Annotated in this window: 15 protein-coding genes; 9 read left to right on the top strand and 6 right to left on the bottom strand. The window is 39.4% G+C overall.

Annotated features, from left to right (window positions below):
• Positions 1 to 142: 142 nt before the first annotated feature.
• Positions 143 to 988 carry a hypothetical protein gene (locus tag WH96_RS01190; RefSeq protein WP_047762303.1) on the top strand — a complete coding sequence of 282 codons (846 nt, stop codon included), beginning with the start codon at positions 143 to 145 and terminating at the stop codon, positions 986 to 988.
• Positions 989 to 1,831: 843 nt separating this feature from the next.
• Here WH96_RS01190 and WH96_RS01185 read toward each other — a convergent pair.
• The 4 genes from WH96_RS01185 to WH96_RS21835 form a co-directional block, all read right to left on the bottom strand.
• Positions 1,832 to 2,761, bottom strand: coding sequence for a DUF6602 domain-containing protein (locus tag WH96_RS01185; protein ID WP_047762302.1), 930 nt, complete (start codon positions 2,759 to 2,761; stop codon positions 1,832 to 1,834).
• A 73-nt stretch (positions 2,762 to 2,834) separates the two neighbouring features.
• Complete coding sequence (locus WH96_RS01180; RefSeq protein ID WP_047762301.1) at positions 2,835 to 3,647, bottom strand: GIY-YIG nuclease family protein; 813 nt, start codon at positions 3,645 to 3,647, stop codon at positions 2,835 to 2,837.
• A 52-nt stretch (positions 3,648 to 3,699) separates the two neighbouring features.
• On the bottom strand, positions 3,700 to 4,167 hold the full coding sequence (locus WH96_RS21000; RefSeq protein ID WP_156176652.1) for a hypothetical protein: 468 nt from the start codon (positions 4,165 to 4,167) through the stop codon (positions 3,700 to 3,702).
• A 374-nt stretch (positions 4,168 to 4,541) separates the two neighbouring features.
• Complete coding sequence (locus tag WH96_RS21835; RefSeq protein WP_156176651.1) at positions 4,542 to 4,922, bottom strand: hypothetical protein; 381 nt, start codon at positions 4,920 to 4,922, stop codon at positions 4,542 to 4,544.
• Positions 4,923 to 5,018: 96 nt separating this feature from the next.
• On the opposite strand from WH96_RS21835, the gene WH96_RS01165 reads away from it, so the two are divergent.
• From WH96_RS01165 to WH96_RS01150, 4 genes are all read left to right on the top strand, one after another.
• Positions 5,019 to 5,258, top strand: a complete 240-nt coding sequence (locus WH96_RS01165) for a helix-turn-helix domain-containing protein (protein WP_047762299.1) — start codon at positions 5,019 to 5,021, stop codon at positions 5,256 to 5,258.
• A 153-nt stretch (positions 5,259 to 5,411) separates the two neighbouring features.
• Positions 5,412 to 6,179 carry a hypothetical protein gene (locus tag WH96_RS01160; protein ID WP_047762298.1) on the top strand — a complete coding sequence of 256 codons (768 nt, stop codon included), beginning with the start codon at positions 5,412 to 5,414 and terminating at the stop codon, positions 6,177 to 6,179.
• Positions 6,179 to 7,153 (top strand): beta-ribofuranosylaminobenzene 5'-phosphate synthase family protein, encoded by a 975-nt coding sequence (locus WH96_RS01155; RefSeq protein ID WP_047762297.1) that lies wholly within the window; start codon positions 6,179 to 6,181, stop codon positions 7,151 to 7,153. Before WH96_RS01160 ends, WH96_RS01155 begins: the two co-directional genes overlap by 1 nt.
• The gene (locus tag WH96_RS01150; RefSeq protein WP_053005528.1) at positions 7,134 to 8,825 is read left to right on the top strand and encodes a non-canonical purine NTP pyrophosphatase; all 1,692 of its coding nucleotides are present in this window, start codon (positions 7,134 to 7,136) and stop codon (positions 8,823 to 8,825) included. The genes WH96_RS01155 and WH96_RS01150 overlap by 20 nt, the downstream gene beginning before the upstream one ends.
• A 53-nt stretch (positions 8,826 to 8,878) precedes the next feature.
• Here the strand turns inward: WH96_RS01150 and WH96_RS01145 are convergent, their stop codons facing one another.
• On the bottom strand, positions 8,879 to 9,853 hold the full coding sequence (locus WH96_RS01145; RefSeq protein ID WP_047762296.1) for a tyrosine-type recombinase/integrase: 975 nt from the start codon (positions 9,851 to 9,853) through the stop codon (positions 8,879 to 8,881).
• Between the two features lie 156 nt (positions 9,854 to 10,009).
• Complete coding sequence (locus WH96_RS01140) at positions 10,010 to 10,801, bottom strand: sulfite exporter TauE/SafE family protein (protein ID WP_156176650.1); 792 nt, start codon at positions 10,799 to 10,801, stop codon at positions 10,010 to 10,012.
• Between the two features lie 281 nt (positions 10,802 to 11,082).
• Here WH96_RS01140 and WH96_RS01135 point away from each other — a divergent pair, with 281 nt between their 5' ends.
• The 4 genes from WH96_RS01135 (at position 11,083) to WH96_RS01120 (ending at position 14,845) form a co-directional block, all read left to right on the top strand.
• Positions 11,083 to 12,468 carry a pilus assembly protein TadG-related protein gene (locus tag WH96_RS01135; protein ID WP_047762294.1) on the top strand — a complete coding sequence of 462 codons (1,386 nt, stop codon included), beginning with the start codon at positions 11,083 to 11,085 and terminating at the stop codon, positions 12,466 to 12,468.
• Between the two features lie 47 nt (positions 12,469 to 12,515).
• On the top strand, positions 12,516 to 13,070 hold the full coding sequence (locus WH96_RS01130; RefSeq protein ID WP_047762293.1) for a TadE/TadG family type IV pilus assembly protein: 555 nt from the start codon (positions 12,516 to 12,518) through the stop codon (positions 13,068 to 13,070).
• 53 nt (positions 13,071 to 13,123) lie between these two features.
• Positions 13,124 to 13,699: a TadE/TadG family type IV pilus assembly protein gene (locus WH96_RS01125; RefSeq protein WP_162200097.1), complete on the top strand. Its 576-nt coding sequence runs from the start codon at positions 13,124 to 13,126 to the stop codon at positions 13,697 to 13,699.
• A 207-nt stretch (positions 13,700 to 13,906) separates the two neighbouring features.
• Positions 13,907 to 14,845 carry a class I SAM-dependent methyltransferase gene (locus WH96_RS01120; RefSeq protein ID WP_053005526.1) on the top strand — a complete coding sequence of 313 codons (939 nt, stop codon included), beginning with the start codon at positions 13,907 to 13,909 and terminating at the stop codon, positions 14,843 to 14,845.
• The last annotated feature ends 1 nt before the right edge of the window (position 14,846 follow it).

The raw sequence follows: 14,846 nt of genomic DNA, 5'->3' as shown, positions 1-14,846 counted from the left end.
TTAAATTCTAAAGCGGGAATGTCAGGATTATAACAATCTGTTACTAGATCAGTAAAAGTAAATGAGATTTTGCTTATTACACACCAGTAATTACATCTGTAATGAGTGAACTCTTTATGGTTTTTCCTGTGGGAATATTGCTATGTGTTCTTTTAGTTTGATGACTATAACTGCGGCATGTAATTTATTAGGTGCATTCAGTTCTCATAGTGAGTTGGAAAGTTACGAGATAGAGTGGGACATCGATGGCCGATGTCGTACTAACTCAATACAAGCTCGTGTTAATGACTTGGCGAGAATAATAAGAGATGAAGATCCTATTGTTCTTACTGAGGGGGGACGAGTTAAATTAAGTAAAGTAGTCCTTTTAAAAACAATTAATTGTCCTGAACGTTATCGAAGTGGAGCAGCTTGGCTGAAACTAGTAGCAGGTCTAGAGTTTGATGGCTTTTATATTTCCGAAAATTTTGTTTCTCCAGAAGAGCAATGGTGGCATCGAGAAGTCCAATATGAATTGAGAAGGATGTATCCGAACGATATTCCTGAACTTGATTTTAGAGAAGCTGAAACCGAAATATTTAGTATTCTTAACGCGGAAAATTTTGCTACTTCTTTGGGGCACTTGAGGCAAGCGATTAATTGCTTTTCGAGGGGAGAATGGGCAGCGGCGAATAGCCAATTACGTAGCTTTTTTGAGGGATATCTAAAAGAAGTAGCCCATACGTTAGGAAGTGGGAACAATCTCCAAAATAATCAATGTTATAATTATTTAGGCAGAGAGGTTAATCCTCCATTTTTATTTGAGAGTTTGGGTGAGTGGAAACAAAGTCCAAACAGTCCACAATTTATATCAGGTCTTATGAGCCGGATGCATTCTGAGGGGAGTCACCCTGGGTTATCTGATAAAGATGATTGTACATTTCGATTACATATAACCTTAATTACTGCTAGGCTCCTTTTGAGAAGGTTTTCTGAAAGAGAGACTTGATTGTAATAAGTAATTACGGTCCTATTTGCGCTTTTTAAATCTTTTCTTGATTCTATTTATAGTTTTATCTCACACTTCTCAATGACAGCACCTATGTGCTTTGATGCTTGTTTCTGTGAGAATTTATAGCCAGCTTTAGTTTTATTCTCAACGGCTATGTATATGAAGTTTTCATCTCCACCACTCAATTCTTGAATGACAAACTTCAACCCATTGATGTCTTAGATTGCTGTGTTGATTACTGTTGGGTTTACGACTGCTTCAAAGCTCTCCATATAGCTCCCACCTATTTGTACTGATCCTGTTTCTCTTTGGGATGATACGAAATTTACTGTGTATGGTTGCTTAGCCCACTTTCTGATTTGGTTGTTTGCATATTCGCGAAATGAGATTGTTAGCACGTGAGAGCTATTATTTAAGATGCGATGTCAATTAGTCGCTAACTGTTATCACTTGTTTTTGGTCTGGTCGAGAACATGTAACTAATACTGATCCATCTGATGTAAGGAAACGAACAACTCGAACTTCGTTTGTTTCAACTATGTTGATAGGGGCGATACCCAGTTTACTTGATATATTTCGGATGGATTTTAGGCACTGATCAAAGGACATCGAATAGCTTTTGCTTTGAGCTGCAAAGCTGGGAAGAGTTACTAGGATTAAGCTGCAGGCAATAAGTGATTTCTTCAATTTTTCATTCCTTTATCTCTATGAGAGATTTGAATGCACTTTTTACGGTTGTGTCAAGATAATTACCCTTTTGACGTGTGGGCTTGTAAGGTGGGATGTGATCTATTTTATCTTAGCTATGTGAACTTTTGGAGTAGTGCGATTATATGTAAGCTAATCCTTAGGTTTGATGTTCCAGCCTAAACCGTGGGCAATTACTGTACCCCAGTTTATCGGCGTTAACTCAATCCAATTTATTGCTTCATTGATAGCTATTAAGCCTACTCCAAATGCTGTTCCGTGAGAGACTTTGTTTAAGACGTATCTCTTTCCATCTAAATAGAAGGGGCTTTGATAGTCATCTCCTTCTATAGGTAACGCTATAGCGTCGTTACCTAAAACAATGCAATCTATAGAGACAAAAATAGACTGCAACAAATCGGTCTCAAATTTTGCTCCAATACTATTGGGGACATCACCTAAAGATATTCGTCTAGTTATTTCTTCCGCTAGACTTTCGTGGGTATACTTAAGAATGTCAGTGTATTCGAGAATTGGATTTGAGCTTTTTTCAAGCTTTACCTGTCGTGCCCATATTGTTGTGAATGGCGGGTTTTTTATATTAGGCCATCCTGGTTTACTGCTAACCTCAAAGCCGTTTAATGTCGCTCCATTAAACGTATTTAATTTTAAGGGGGCTCTACTTTCGAGAAGCAATCTAACTTTATTGATTTGCTTGAGGGTATCTATTAGATTGTTTCTATTACTACCCTTAAGGTAGAGTGTGTTTTTAGCTTCTATGTATGCGTAAACAGCTTCAACGGGGATTTTCTGTTTTCTACTAAAGTTATCATGTCCCAAGTTTCTAAGTGTAGGGTGTGTACTCTTGTCGTAAATAATGATGTCATCACCAGCACATTCACCTATAGAGTTCATTATAAACCCGCGGCATACTCCTAGCTTATTTGGTAGATAGGTTTGGAGCACTTCACAAAGAGCTATTTCAAATTCTGGACCTGAATCAAAATTATGTTCAGCCTCAATTGCATTAAATTTAGATTTGAAGTCAGAAGAAATGTTTTCAAGTAATTCTTGGTAAAACATATTCTTTCCTTACATAAACAGATGTATGAGTGTTTTAGGAGCTTTGATTTAGTAGTAATGTCGATGATGGCAGCTAATTAGCGTTATATCCAAATTCTCTAGATCCAAGAACTTCTTTCCAATAGGTTTCACGATTTTTGATTTCTTTAGATGTCATGTGAGTATCAGCAATTTCTAATATGGTGTATTGGAAATTACTGGCGTAATCCGAGCCATGGTCATTTAAAATCTTTATTAGATCTGTGTTTGTGCCGTGACCATTCTTTGAATAATCAGTCCAGCGTTGCCAAATGCCTTCTTCTCCTGTTGCGCTTCCTACATAGAGTTTACCTGTTTTTAAGTCAGTTATTAAATATACTCCAGATACGTTAGATAACGAGCTATACCAGCTATTAATCTGCTGTTGGATGATGATATCTAAATGAGCTTTACTTAGTTTTGTGGTAGAATATCCGCTGAACTCTCTGACAGTCATTTTTTTGGGTAACATTTCTTTTAGACATAGACTGTCAACCCATCGCTCGGCTTTCAAATAGGATTGTCGCCCAGGACGATTGAAATCGATTTTTAATCTACCAGAGTATTCATTTAGTTGTTCAATTGGCTGTGTTTTGTAGTCAAAGTGATCAGTATTCCAAATACAGCTTACTGATCTATAAGCGCCAGCAAATAACCACGAATTCGTCTCAGTTAGTTGTATGAGAGAAACTATGTGTTCCCTGTTAAAGTTTCTCTTTGATTGCCAGCTTTGCCATTTTTCAAAACCTCCAGCTAAATAGATATCTAAAGGATCTTGCCCATAATTATCTCTTACAGCTAAGTGCAGTTTTGTTGTATCTGGTGTGGCTTGAGGGAAGGATACGGAAATGAAATCAAATAAATGCATATGTGGTGCCTATAGTTTCATGCTCTAACTGCCAGCTTAAAATTTAAATTTACTAAGTTAGGTATCTGAGGTGCTTTATGATTTCTTCATATGCCTGCGAAGCATTCATTTTCGTTGTGTTGTTTTCAATATCTTTAGTGTGGATTTTATAAATAGGATAGTCGGCAACGATTTTCCATTTGTCATGCCACGAGGATGAGTAGCTCACTAATGTAGCCGCATTGCTATCAGGGAATTGATCTGAAGTAATATCTATAATGATATCATCAACGAGTAACCAAGAGTGCTCTAGGGAATCATCTGGATAGAAGCGTTCACCTATGATTTCGCGAGGGTTTAAACCTTTTTTGTATTTTAAATAATGTCCAATTATATAAGAGCTCCAATTGCAACAGCCTTCAGGGAAGTGTGGTAATGATCCTACAGCATCCGATAAATCGGTCTCCATGAAGCTTACTCTAAAGGCTTTTGCGATTTTTCTCGCAGAGATGATATCTAGCGGTTTTTGAATCAATGTCATCAATACTACTACCATTTATAGCTTTTGCTTGGGCGGATGGAGTTTAGGTAGTTGTTATAATTGAAAGGTTTAGAAATGCTATTACAAATTTTCCTATGAAGATTAAACAGAGAAGGCAAGCCCACACTAAAAAACACTCGATAAAATATTCAACCAAAGGAGGGAGCCTTTCCAAAGCTTTTATAGATAGTTGCATGCCTATGGTAATCGACAGAAATGTAATCACTAAAGCGTAAGGAAAGCCATCAAGTCCATACCAAAGAATGGACAATATGAAGAGAGTAATTGCAATTATAATCATGAGAATTCTAGAGCTTTTAAAATTAATTTTTCCATGATGTAATCAACGATCTATTTCTAAGTTGTCGTGTGTTTCATTTTGCTACGCAATTATTCCCCTGCCAACGTGCACTTTTTATTATACCTCTGTTATCTACTTGAAATGTTGTCTGGCAATGCAGGGCTAGGTTTACAGGTGCAGAGCCACCTATTGGGGTGGTGTAGGCAGTACTGCCTATGAGTGTGGTTTGATAGCTAGGAGATGTTCCCGGCAAGTGCAAATTACGATTATTGGAATAAGTGAGGTATTTATATCCGCCGCTTTCGTATGTTGATATTGGTGGCCCCCATTCACTGATTAGGCTGCTTTCTGAGTAATCAATCCATGAGTTAACTATTTGCTTGTATTTAGCCTGTGTTGCACATCCTGTGAGCAAGGTTAAACCTGCAATAAACAAAATCGTTTTTGTTGTCATTCTAGCACCTGTGATTAATAGGGAATCAAAATATCTGATTTTAAGATAATCTAAAAAGTAGATTATTTAAAGCCCCTTCTTTGAGAGGGTGCTTGGGTGAAAACGATAAACTCAAAACGACATAGGGCATTGATTGAATTGCTTGTCGAGCAACGTAAACGAATTGGTTTGACGCAGGCAGATTTGGCAAACTTATTAAACGAACATCAATCCTTTGTTGCTCGATTAGAAAGCGGCCAAAGGCGTATTGATACAATTGAGCTGATAAATTTATGTGAGTTTATTGATCTTGATCCTCAAGAGGTCATAAAAGCTTTAAAAGTCGTAGCTGAATAATGCTCGAATCGAAAACGCAAAAAATTTTCTAGCAAAAATTGTGTTTCTTTAGCATCATAAAACTTACTTAATTAGGTTCAGTGTGCTTGGAGAATAAGGCGTGCCTGAGTGTGTAGTTTCGTTTCGAAGACTTTTCTAGTTGGGCGGAGTTTGATGGGATTTTTTAAAAGATTATTTCAATCACCTACTAGTTATATCTGGTTTAGTCTTCATACATTGATCTTTGTTGCTGGTGTAGCTTTCCTGCATATTCCTCAACTTAAAGCTTTCTTGGGGGAAGCACTAGCATCAGGGATAGGTACTTCTTTCATAGCGACTGGTGCTACTGGGGTAGTGCTATTCTTGTATATTTTTTTGAATGATGATCTTAAGAATAAATTTGAAACGCTTCGTCTATCGGGGCTTTCTCATGCATTTAATGGGCGATCTACTCGAATTCGAGAAGAGTATGATAATCGTATAAAGGAAAGCCATAAAATTGATGTAATCGGCTTTGGACTTTCTCAATTTAGACAGGATCATTTGAAAAACTTTGCTGAGTGGTCAAAGACGAAAAAAATAAGAATACTTTTGTTGGATCCAAAGATGCCCTCGTGTGATGAAGCTTATGCCAAACAAAGAGATATAGAAGAATCTAACCCGACTGACACGATTATACCTGATATTAATAAATTTGTTTCTGATTTTCAGGGGCTTAAAGGGGTTGATAAAAAAAATTTTCAGGTACGATATATGAGAGCTCTACCATCAGTGAATATTTTCAAAATGGATGATGAAGTTTTCTGGGGACCTTATCTAATTGGAGAGCAAAGCAGAAACACTATGACTTTCGTGGCCCAAAAAGGAGGCTTTGTTTATAAACAACTAGCTGATCATTTTGAGACGATATGGACGAGTAAAGATTTTTCCCGAGAAATATAATGAAAATAATAGCACCAAGTAGAGTGCATGTTTCTCTTATCGATCTTGGGGATGCAACTCAGAGAAAGTATGGTGGTATTGGCTTTGCTCTGAACTCTCCTTGTACTGAAGTTGAAATTTCTCATCGTAGAGATGGTATTTCTTTTCAGGGGTTTGAGTACTTAGACAACTTTCAAAAACAAGATCTGAATACATTGGTTGAGAAGTTTGCAATCGATCAACAGCTTGCTGGATTTAATATTAAGTTTTGTTCAGCGCCTGTCCCGCATTCAGGATTTGGCTCTTTTACATCTCTTGCTTTGTGTATTGGACTTCTGATCAACAAGTTCTTCTCATTGAATCTCGAAATTGAGGAGCTACAAAAACTGACCGGACGAGGTGGGACGTCTGGTGTAGGAATACACTCTTTCTTCTCTGGAGGGGTTGTAGTTGATGCAGGTCAGAAAAGGACAACTGATAGTACTTTTTCTCCGTCAAGTTTTTCTAAAAAAGCTCTCCCTTCATTGAAGGTTCAGACAATTTTGGCTCCATCCTCATGGCGAGTAGCACTTTTGATACCAGCGCAAGGTGAGTGTATTTATGGAGAGTATGAAAAAAATTTCTTTGAAAAGAATACACCTATCCCAAAAGGTGACGTATTAGATGTTATGGCGTCTGTATATCATGGTTTGATTCCGGCGATCATTAATCGTGATATAGATACATTTAAAGAAGCTCTTACGACGATATCAACAACAGGATTTAAGCGTAGAGAAATCGTAAATCAGCCAAATCAAGTTGGATTGTTGATCAAAAAACTAAATCAAATTGATGGTGTGGCAAGTGGCATGAGTAGTATGGGGCCATTGATTTATGCTATCTTTGAGGAGGAGAATTGGGACGCTTTTGAATGTATTAATAAGATTGCTTCTTCTCAAGATTTAAATTTTTTCCAAGTAGTTGAATTTAACAACGATGGCTTCAAAATTGCGTAATATACGTCCGACATATAATGATACATACCGCCATGAGAAGGTGTTGAAAGTATATTTTTACACGTCAAATCCTGAGAAATTTTTACAAGCGACAACTGTTTTTGGGAGAATGGGACAATCAGTCAGTCATTACTCTACACATAGAGAGCCATATGATGAGACTTATTCAGAGAACACCAAGCACCTTCTTAGAGAAGCAATCAAGCAATTAAAAGAAGAAGTTGAGTTGAAGTCTGCCTTCTTTATCGAAGATACTTCCTTGAGGATTGATGCTTTAAGCTGTGAAGATGATGTGCCTGGTATGTTAGTTAAAGAGTGGTTTAAAGATACATCCTTTTCAGAACTAGACGCAATTTTAAGAGAGCGTGGTAACAATAGAAGTGCTACGGTGAAGTCTGATATAGCATTACATATTCCAACGCTTTCAGAACCTATGTTTTTTTATGGCGAGACGAGAGGCGTGGTTGCAGATACACCCCCTAGATTTAACGTTAATGCTCAATACCCTTGGCTAACACCAGATACTTTCAATGGTTGGGTGATCCCTGATGAAGCTGATAAAAGATTGGGGGAAATGGAATTTGAAGAGTCATTAAATTACGATTTTAGAGCGAAATCTCTTCTAATGTTGGCAGAACGCATAAATGAATTTAATGCTGCTATGAACCTGAAGCCCACAAACTATTCTTTACGGAAACAACCAGAAGCTACGTTGGCTTTTGATGAAGAGCCTTCTCAATCCAGTCAACTTGAATTAGATGTCTTCAAACAACTAAATCATAATATCGTTGTTATTGGAGAGAAGTGTGCAGGTAAAACAACGTTTGGTGATTATCTTCATCGCTTTAATTCCGCAGGCTCTAACTTGATAATTCAGCATATTGAGGCATCTACAGTTCTTAGGGAAATAGCAAGTAAAGCAGAGTACGAAATAGCCGATGGACAAGATGCTTTTAACTTTTTGGAAAGTATAGGGTTTGCAGCTGTTGCTGAGGAAATTATTGAGTATCACACCAGTAGAGAGAGTGATAACTGTATAACTGTAGTGACAGGGTTAAGAACGACAGAAGAGCTCTTGGAGTATTTAAAAGTATTTCCAAATACAATAGTTGTTCATGTGACTGCTGATATGCGTACAAGGTACGGAAGAAATGTTGCTAGAGCACGCTCATCAGCTAGTAGTACTCCTAAAGATTTTCAAAACAATGATGAGCTGGAAGCTAGTTTTGGATTGTTACGTGTCGCTGAGGTCGTCGCTGATATTACAATCTCGAATGAAGGATCTATGAGGGACTATCATGAAAAAATTAGCAATATTTTTCGAAAACTTGACTTCTTAACAAGTGATCGAGACGTTTTTCATCGCGAGTTACCGAGATGTATTGTGGGGTTGGAGAGTTTAGGAAAAATCGCTACTTGTGAAGAAATATCTGATGCTATTAAAAGAATTGAATTTTCTTCATCTAAAGAGATAAAGCCCGTTCGAAAATATAATACCAACCGTGCATTGAAAAGTTTACCTGAGCATGCTGTACGTCACGATAGTACTGAGGATAAGCTTCTGAGTTATTCATTATCAAAACGTGGGTTAAAGCTATGCGAGTTATTCCAGTTGATAAATTGGATTGATCAAAAGAAGTTAAACGAAACGTTGGAGAGCCATCAAAGTTAGCTCTCCAATTGGGGTTGAAAGCTGTTTAAATCATATAAAATAAGTTAGGTATCTTATTCTATAAGTTTAATTACGTCCTTTACGCTTAAGTGAGTATAACGAGTTAAAGATCTGGCATCTCTATGGCCAGATACTAAGGCTAGCTGTCCTTGATTAAAGCCTTTTCTCGCTACTTCGGTGATTCTACTGTGTCTAAGCTGATGTGGTCTTACATGGGGGTGAAGGTTCTTTGCTTTCCTAACTCGTGCACAGGCTCGTGTAACTGCGGCTGGTGTTATATTGAAGAGTCTGTCGTTATGATTTTTGTTGGCGATACATTTCTCTAAAATTGTTACTGCTCTGGTGGTGAGAGGGACATATCGCTCAACATCAGTTTTCGTTTGTTCTAAGAAGATTGTTTGCTCAGTTAGATCTATTGCTCCAGCCGTTATAAATACGATCTCAGAGCGTCTGCAAGCCGTCTCAAAGAGCAACTCGACAATAATCTTACAATCACCCGTTAGACCGTCTAATAGCTCTCTAAGCTCTTCTCTGCTGACTATCTTTGTGCTTGGTTTTGAAGCTCTGGGAAGCTTAACTGGTTTGACAGGATTAGGGATAGTCTTCTTATCAATTAAGAGTTCTCCGTAGCCCCACCGATAGAACCTGTTGAGGAGTTGCAACTCATCTCTTACAGCTACAGACCCAACTTCTTTTAAGCGTGCAAGTCTGTAGTTATTTACATGCTCTTTCGTGATCTCAGTAAGAAGATGTGGCAGTCGTTTCCTAAATCTCTCTAGTCTTCTAACTGTTGTTTCGTATGAGCTACGGCCTTTGAGTACTTGTTCGCTGTATGCTGAACCTAGCTCAAATAATGTTAGATGATTTTCCTTGAGTTCATTGACGTTAAGTGTGTGTCGACTTTCTTGTTGTGCGACCCAATGTTCTGCTTCTTCTCTAGTGATAAAGGTGCCTGAAATCGGCTTAAGTCCCTTTAGTCTTATCTGAGCGTTAAACTTACCGCTTTTTAGCTGTCTAATGCTTGCCATTCACATCTCCATTGTGAACGGAATGGCTAAAGCTTTGACATTTAAGCACTACGTTTTCGTTGACATCGAAGGGGTCACTGGTTCAATCCCAGTTACGCCCACCATGAAAACCCCAAGGGAAACCTTGGGGTTTTCTTTTACCTACCCTTTTCACCGTCATTTAAATAGCAAGATGATCGCAGAGAAAATAAGAATTATAGACAGGCCTTGTTTGTATCTGTGGTTCTCAATTTTATAGATTAGTTTTTTTCCGATCAGAGCTGAAGCGATTGAGATGATTATTAAGGCTGTGCCAATTGGATAATGCTCTGCCCGTAATATGCTGTTATCTGAATAGCTGATTAATTTGGTGGTGTTTACGCCAAGTGCGGTTGCCGCCATTACACCGATAAAAGACTGTTTCTCAAAGCCCATGCGGTCTAGTGCTAATGCCTTGATGGGATTTCCGCTACTAAGTAATCCGGATACATATCCATATAGGGCGGCGACACCGAGAGCGATGGAGGTTCTTTGAGGGAGAGATAACTTTAATCCAAGGGTGCTAATAATAACACTGAGGATAATAAATCCTGATAATAGTGGGCGTAGCGGTTCCGGATTGATTGTGGCCAGCGTTTCAGCGCCTAACCAGGAAAAAGGTAGGCTTCCCAAAGCTATTGTTGCAGAGAGACGCCAATTTATATGCTGACGATATAGAATTGTTTTCGTGAATGTCGATGCCATAAAAAGGATTGTGGTCAGCGCGATACAATCTTTTATGGGGATGAAGAGTGATCCGAAGGATAGAACAATAAATCCGCTACCTAGGCCAAATACGGCGGAGATCAGGGAGTCTAGAAAAGCTATAATGAGAAAAATATAGGGCTCCATTCCACTGCCTTCGTCGTTTGTGGAGGTCTTATAAGATAAATAAATGAGTAAACTTACCCACGTTATTTCTGAAGTCAAAACTTCTCGTGCTTAAGCAAATTGTTTTATCGGAATTAATTTGGTCAAAATTAATTTGGCGAGGTACAGGGTTGTTATCGTTAGTTTTATTTTTGTTTGAAAATAAAGCTCAAATTTTATCTAAATTATCGTTTTGTTTTAATGGGTTAGCGTTAATCTTTTTTTAATTGCTCTTTTGGTAAAAGTGCATGATGAGTTAATTCCATGTGTCTGAATTAAGCTGAAGCATCAGAAGCGATGCATTAAATAGCCATTGGTGCTCAAATTAATAGGGCGAGCTAGTGATAAAACCTTTTTCTGTGATAGCGACAAGACTTGTCGAACGTACGATCCGCATTAATCAAGCGGCAAGGACGTTTTATGCCTGCGAGAAAGGCTCTATCTTCATTAATTTTGGTGTAATTGTTGTGCCTCTTATTGCCGTGGTTGGTTTGGGTGTCGATGTGGGGCGAGGTTATGTTGTTAAAGCACGCTTAAGCCAGGCATTGGATGCTTCTGCCTTGGCTGCAGCACCTTATGCTGACAATGTCGTTAAATTGCAGGCTGAGTTCACTAAGTATTTTGATGCTAACTTCCCTAGTAGTTTTATGGGTGTGGATATTACACTTGCGCCGCCTGTTATTAGTGACAACGGAACCAAAGTAACTGTTTCAGCTTCGGCAATTTTAGATACAACATTGATGAGTGTTCTTGGGGAAGACACAATGTCTGTTTCCGCCAGTTCAGAAGTAACTCGACTTATCACGCCACTTGATGTGGTGGTTTCTATTGATACTACAGGGTCAATGGGGAGTTCTGATGGTTCTGGTACACGCTTGAGTTCTGCCAAGGATGCTGCTGATATTCTTGTTAATAAACTTTTCGGTAATGAAACCGAGAGTGATAATTTACAAGTTGGTCTAGTGCCATGGTCTGCGGCAGTAAACGTTGCCGAGCGCGGTGTTTCTTATGACTCTGGCTTAAATACTTTTGTCGATGGACACTGGTATACAAACAATTCTCCGGTACCATTTATAACAGAGCCTGATAGTGATTGGCAGGGATGCGCCTATGCTCGTTATACCGACAATAGTAATGATGATGATGCTGACCATCTTCTGTATGATGCTGATGTCGGGGGTACGATCTGGGAAGCTTGGGAGCCAATGCCCCGTCGTGTGGTTAATCCGAGTAATGGTAATTTATATACTGTTCGTTGTCCTGAGTGGGGAATTTCGAAGCTTTCAGGTACAAAAAGTCATGCGACAGATGCTATTGAAGAACTTTCCAATCCAACTGGTACGACAACGATTGCTCAGGGATTAGTCTGGGCCTGGCGTACTCTGATGCCCGGAGAACCTTATAATCAAGCAAGTATTAAAAGCAATCTGCGTCGAGCAATCGTCATAATGACAGATGGATTAAATACCAGTTCGTATAGAGATGCCTACAAAGGTGATTTGAATGTTTCCGAGATGAATGATCGGTTATCGGCAGTTGCTGCACAGATTAAAGCAACGGGTGTAGATATATATGTTGTCGAGTATCATGTTGAAACAAACTTAATGAAGAGTGTCGCAAGTGCAACGACAGCGCCGTATTATTTTAAAGCAGATAGTGCGGCAGAGCTGGAAAAGGCATTTGAGAAGATTGGCACAGAACTATCCGAGCTTCGACTATCAAAATGACTTTGATGAAAACTCTTTTTCGAAAAAGCCGAATACAAAGGCTCCGAATGTGCAACCGAGGTTCTGTTGCATTGGAGTATGCGCTTGGTTTACCAATTTTCCTTACCTTCGTTCTGGGTATTTTTGACCTGGGGGGCGTTTATTTTGCCACAATTTTATTGGAAGGCGGATTAAGGGAAGCGGCTCGCTATGGTGTTACCGGAAATTTAGAGCCAGGCGTAACAAAAGAAGAAAAAATACTGGAGACGATCAACGCACATGGGGCAGGTTTTGTTCAGGTTCAAGCTGATGAATTGTCAACGTTGGTTTATAAGGATTTTGATTCCATTGGAGACCCTGAACCTTATGTCGATGCTGATGGAAATAATGCCTATGACGTTGGTGAAGTTTTTACCGATCTGAATTGTAACGGTTCTTGGGATGAGGATGCCGGTTTTGATGGTGCCGGGAATGGCTCAGAAGTTGTGCTCTATTCTGTTGAGCACGAGACACAACTCATTACGGGGTATATTGCTCATATAGTTGGGCAGAATGGTAAGGTTAAACTCCGGGCAAGTGTTGCCGTTAGAAATGAACCCTATGGCGGGGGTGCTTCTTGTTGAAAAATATATTTTCAATACAGCGTTTTATTTTTCTGTATGTATCCAGGTGCGGTTTGTTCTTACGACGCCTTCTAAAGTGCGATGGTGGTGTTGCACTTGTCGAATTGGCGCTTATTCTCCCTATTCTGTTGATCATATTGTCTGGTGCCATTGAAATGAGCAGGTATATATGGATACAACATAAGATATTGAGGCTAACTGCAGAAATTAGTGACCTTGTGACGCAATCCAGAAATATGTCCGCAACAGAGATGAATGTCCTCTTTAATGCAGCGGATTATATTATTCATCCATTTGACTTAAGGGCGAACGGGATTATCATTGTTTCATCGGTAAGTGGAACCGGCGAAGATCCTCCACAGGTGAATTGGAAACAGTGTGGAGCAGGTAATTTAGCTGTGGCAGGTACTGTTGGTCTCGCGGGAACGACAGCAACAATTCCGAATGCTTTAGATGTTGACCCGTTGGACAATATTATTATTGCAGAGGTTTATTACGATTATAAACCTTTGATATTTGATAATATTGTTGAAGATACTCAGATTTCACGTGCGGCAATCTATAGTCCACGTATATCAGCCTTAATATCAATTCAGCGTGATCCCGGACAAACGGATGGTTGCCCCTGACAGCGAAGTGCTGTTATTATCATCTCTGTAAATATTCGATGTGATTGTGTTATTATACCAAAAATCATTATATTTTAAATGACTGACGCTATAAGTACCTGGGGGGGTAACCACTACGTCAGTGGTTAGTGTAGGAGATGAGTTTGTTCGCGTTTGTGGTTTGCATATCAGTACGGTAGCCTTCTGGGCATGAGGAGCACTGCTTAGATGGCAAAATCAGCCAATACACAAGTCATGAAAGGCCAGATATCGTTCTTCGATCGATTGAAGGCCTGGTGGTTCGGCTATGAGTTACGCATCGTTCCAAAAGCGCCGCCGATGCCTGTTATAAAAGAACACAACGTTCGGGCGGATAGTCATGAGTGGGAAAATCTTCGTATTCAACTTATTCAAGATGTATGGGGGGCGGGGAACGGAAGCCCTGGCGACGAAGAGTACATTGAAGAGCTGATTAAGCCGTTTGGGTTAGATCCTTCCAAAAATGTGCTTGATATTGGCGCAGGCCTTGGTGGCGTGGGTCGGACGATGTCCGATAAGTTTGGTGTTTGGGTGACTTGTATGGAGCGCGAACACGAAATGGTTGAGGCTGGAATGGAAATATCGACCATGGCAGGGATGGCTAAAAAAGCACCTGTTCTGACTTTCGATCCCGAAAAATTTGAGTTCAAGCCTAAATCATTTGATTGCATTTTTTCGAAAGAATCTCTCTACACAATTCAAAATAAAGAGCAGTTTTTCAAAGATAGCTGTCGTGCCTTGAAAGACGGCGGCCAGTTTCTTTTCACGGACTTCATTGTTGATGGTGAACCTGACGAAGAGATCTTGAAATCGTGGAAAGAAGGTGAAGGGGGGAACCTTCAAGTTTGGACAAAGCTTGAATACGAAAAAGGCTTTACGGAAGGTAACGTTCAAAGTCGAATTTTTGAAGATATGACAGATCGCTATCTAGAGATGGTCAAAAGAGGTTGGGCAAATTATTTGAGCCAAATGAAAGAAAATGGTGCCGACAAGAAGATGGAAGAAGTTTTGGTCAGCGAGATGGAATTGTGGGCGCGTCGGACGCATGCCCTTGAATCGGGAACGATAAGACTCTATCGTTTCCTCGCAATCAGGCAATCTCAGACCCAAATGCTGTCTGATTGGTAAA

The sequence above is a fragment of the Kiloniella spongiae genome (genome assembly GCF_001026905.1).
Taxonomy (GTDB): domain Bacteria; phylum Pseudomonadota; class Alphaproteobacteria; order Kiloniellales; family Kiloniellaceae; genus Kiloniella; species Kiloniella spongiae.
This window is presented reverse-complemented; position numbering and strand designations above follow the sequence as displayed.

What these genes read in the sequence shown, in the direction of transcription:
- WH96_RS01190 (WP_047762303.1), top strand. Translation starts at nt 143, where the DNA reads ATGTGTTCTTTTAGTTTGATGACTATAACTGCGGCATGTAATTTATTA.
- WH96_RS01185 (WP_047762302.1), bottom strand. Translation starts at nt 2,761, where the DNA reads ATGTTTTACCAAGAATTACTTGAAAACATTTCTTCTGACTTCAAATCT.
- WH96_RS01180 (WP_047762301.1), bottom strand. Translation starts at nt 3,647, where the DNA reads ATGCATTTATTTGATTTCATTTCCGTATCCTTCCCTCAAGCCACACCA.
- WH96_RS21000 (WP_156176652.1), bottom strand. Translation starts at nt 4,167, where the DNA reads ATGACATTGATTCAAAAACCGCTAGATATCATCTCTGCGAGAAAAATC.
- WH96_RS21835 (WP_156176651.1), bottom strand. Translation starts at nt 4,922, where the DNA reads ATGACAACAAAAACGATTTTGTTTATTGCAGGTTTAACCTTGCTCACA.
- WH96_RS01160 (WP_047762298.1), top strand. Translation starts at nt 5,412, where the DNA reads ATGGGATTTTTTAAAAGATTATTTCAATCACCTACTAGTTATATCTGG.
- WH96_RS01155 (WP_047762297.1), top strand. Translation starts at nt 6,179, where the DNA reads ATGAAAATAATAGCACCAAGTAGAGTGCATGTTTCTCTTATCGATCTT.
- WH96_RS01150 (WP_053005528.1), top strand. Translation starts at nt 7,134, where the DNA reads ATGGCTTCAAAATTGCGTAATATACGTCCGACATATAATGATACATAC.
- WH96_RS01145 (WP_047762296.1), bottom strand. Translation starts at nt 9,853, where the DNA reads ATGGCAAGCATTAGACAGCTAAAAAGCGGTAAGTTTAACGCTCAGATA.
- WH96_RS01130 (WP_047762293.1), top strand. Translation starts at nt 12,516, where the DNA reads ATGTGCAACCGAGGTTCTGTTGCATTGGAGTATGCGCTTGGTTTACCA.
- WH96_RS01120 (WP_053005526.1), top strand. Translation starts at nt 13,907, where the DNA reads ATGGCAAAATCAGCCAATACACAAGTCATGAAAGGCCAGATATCGTTC.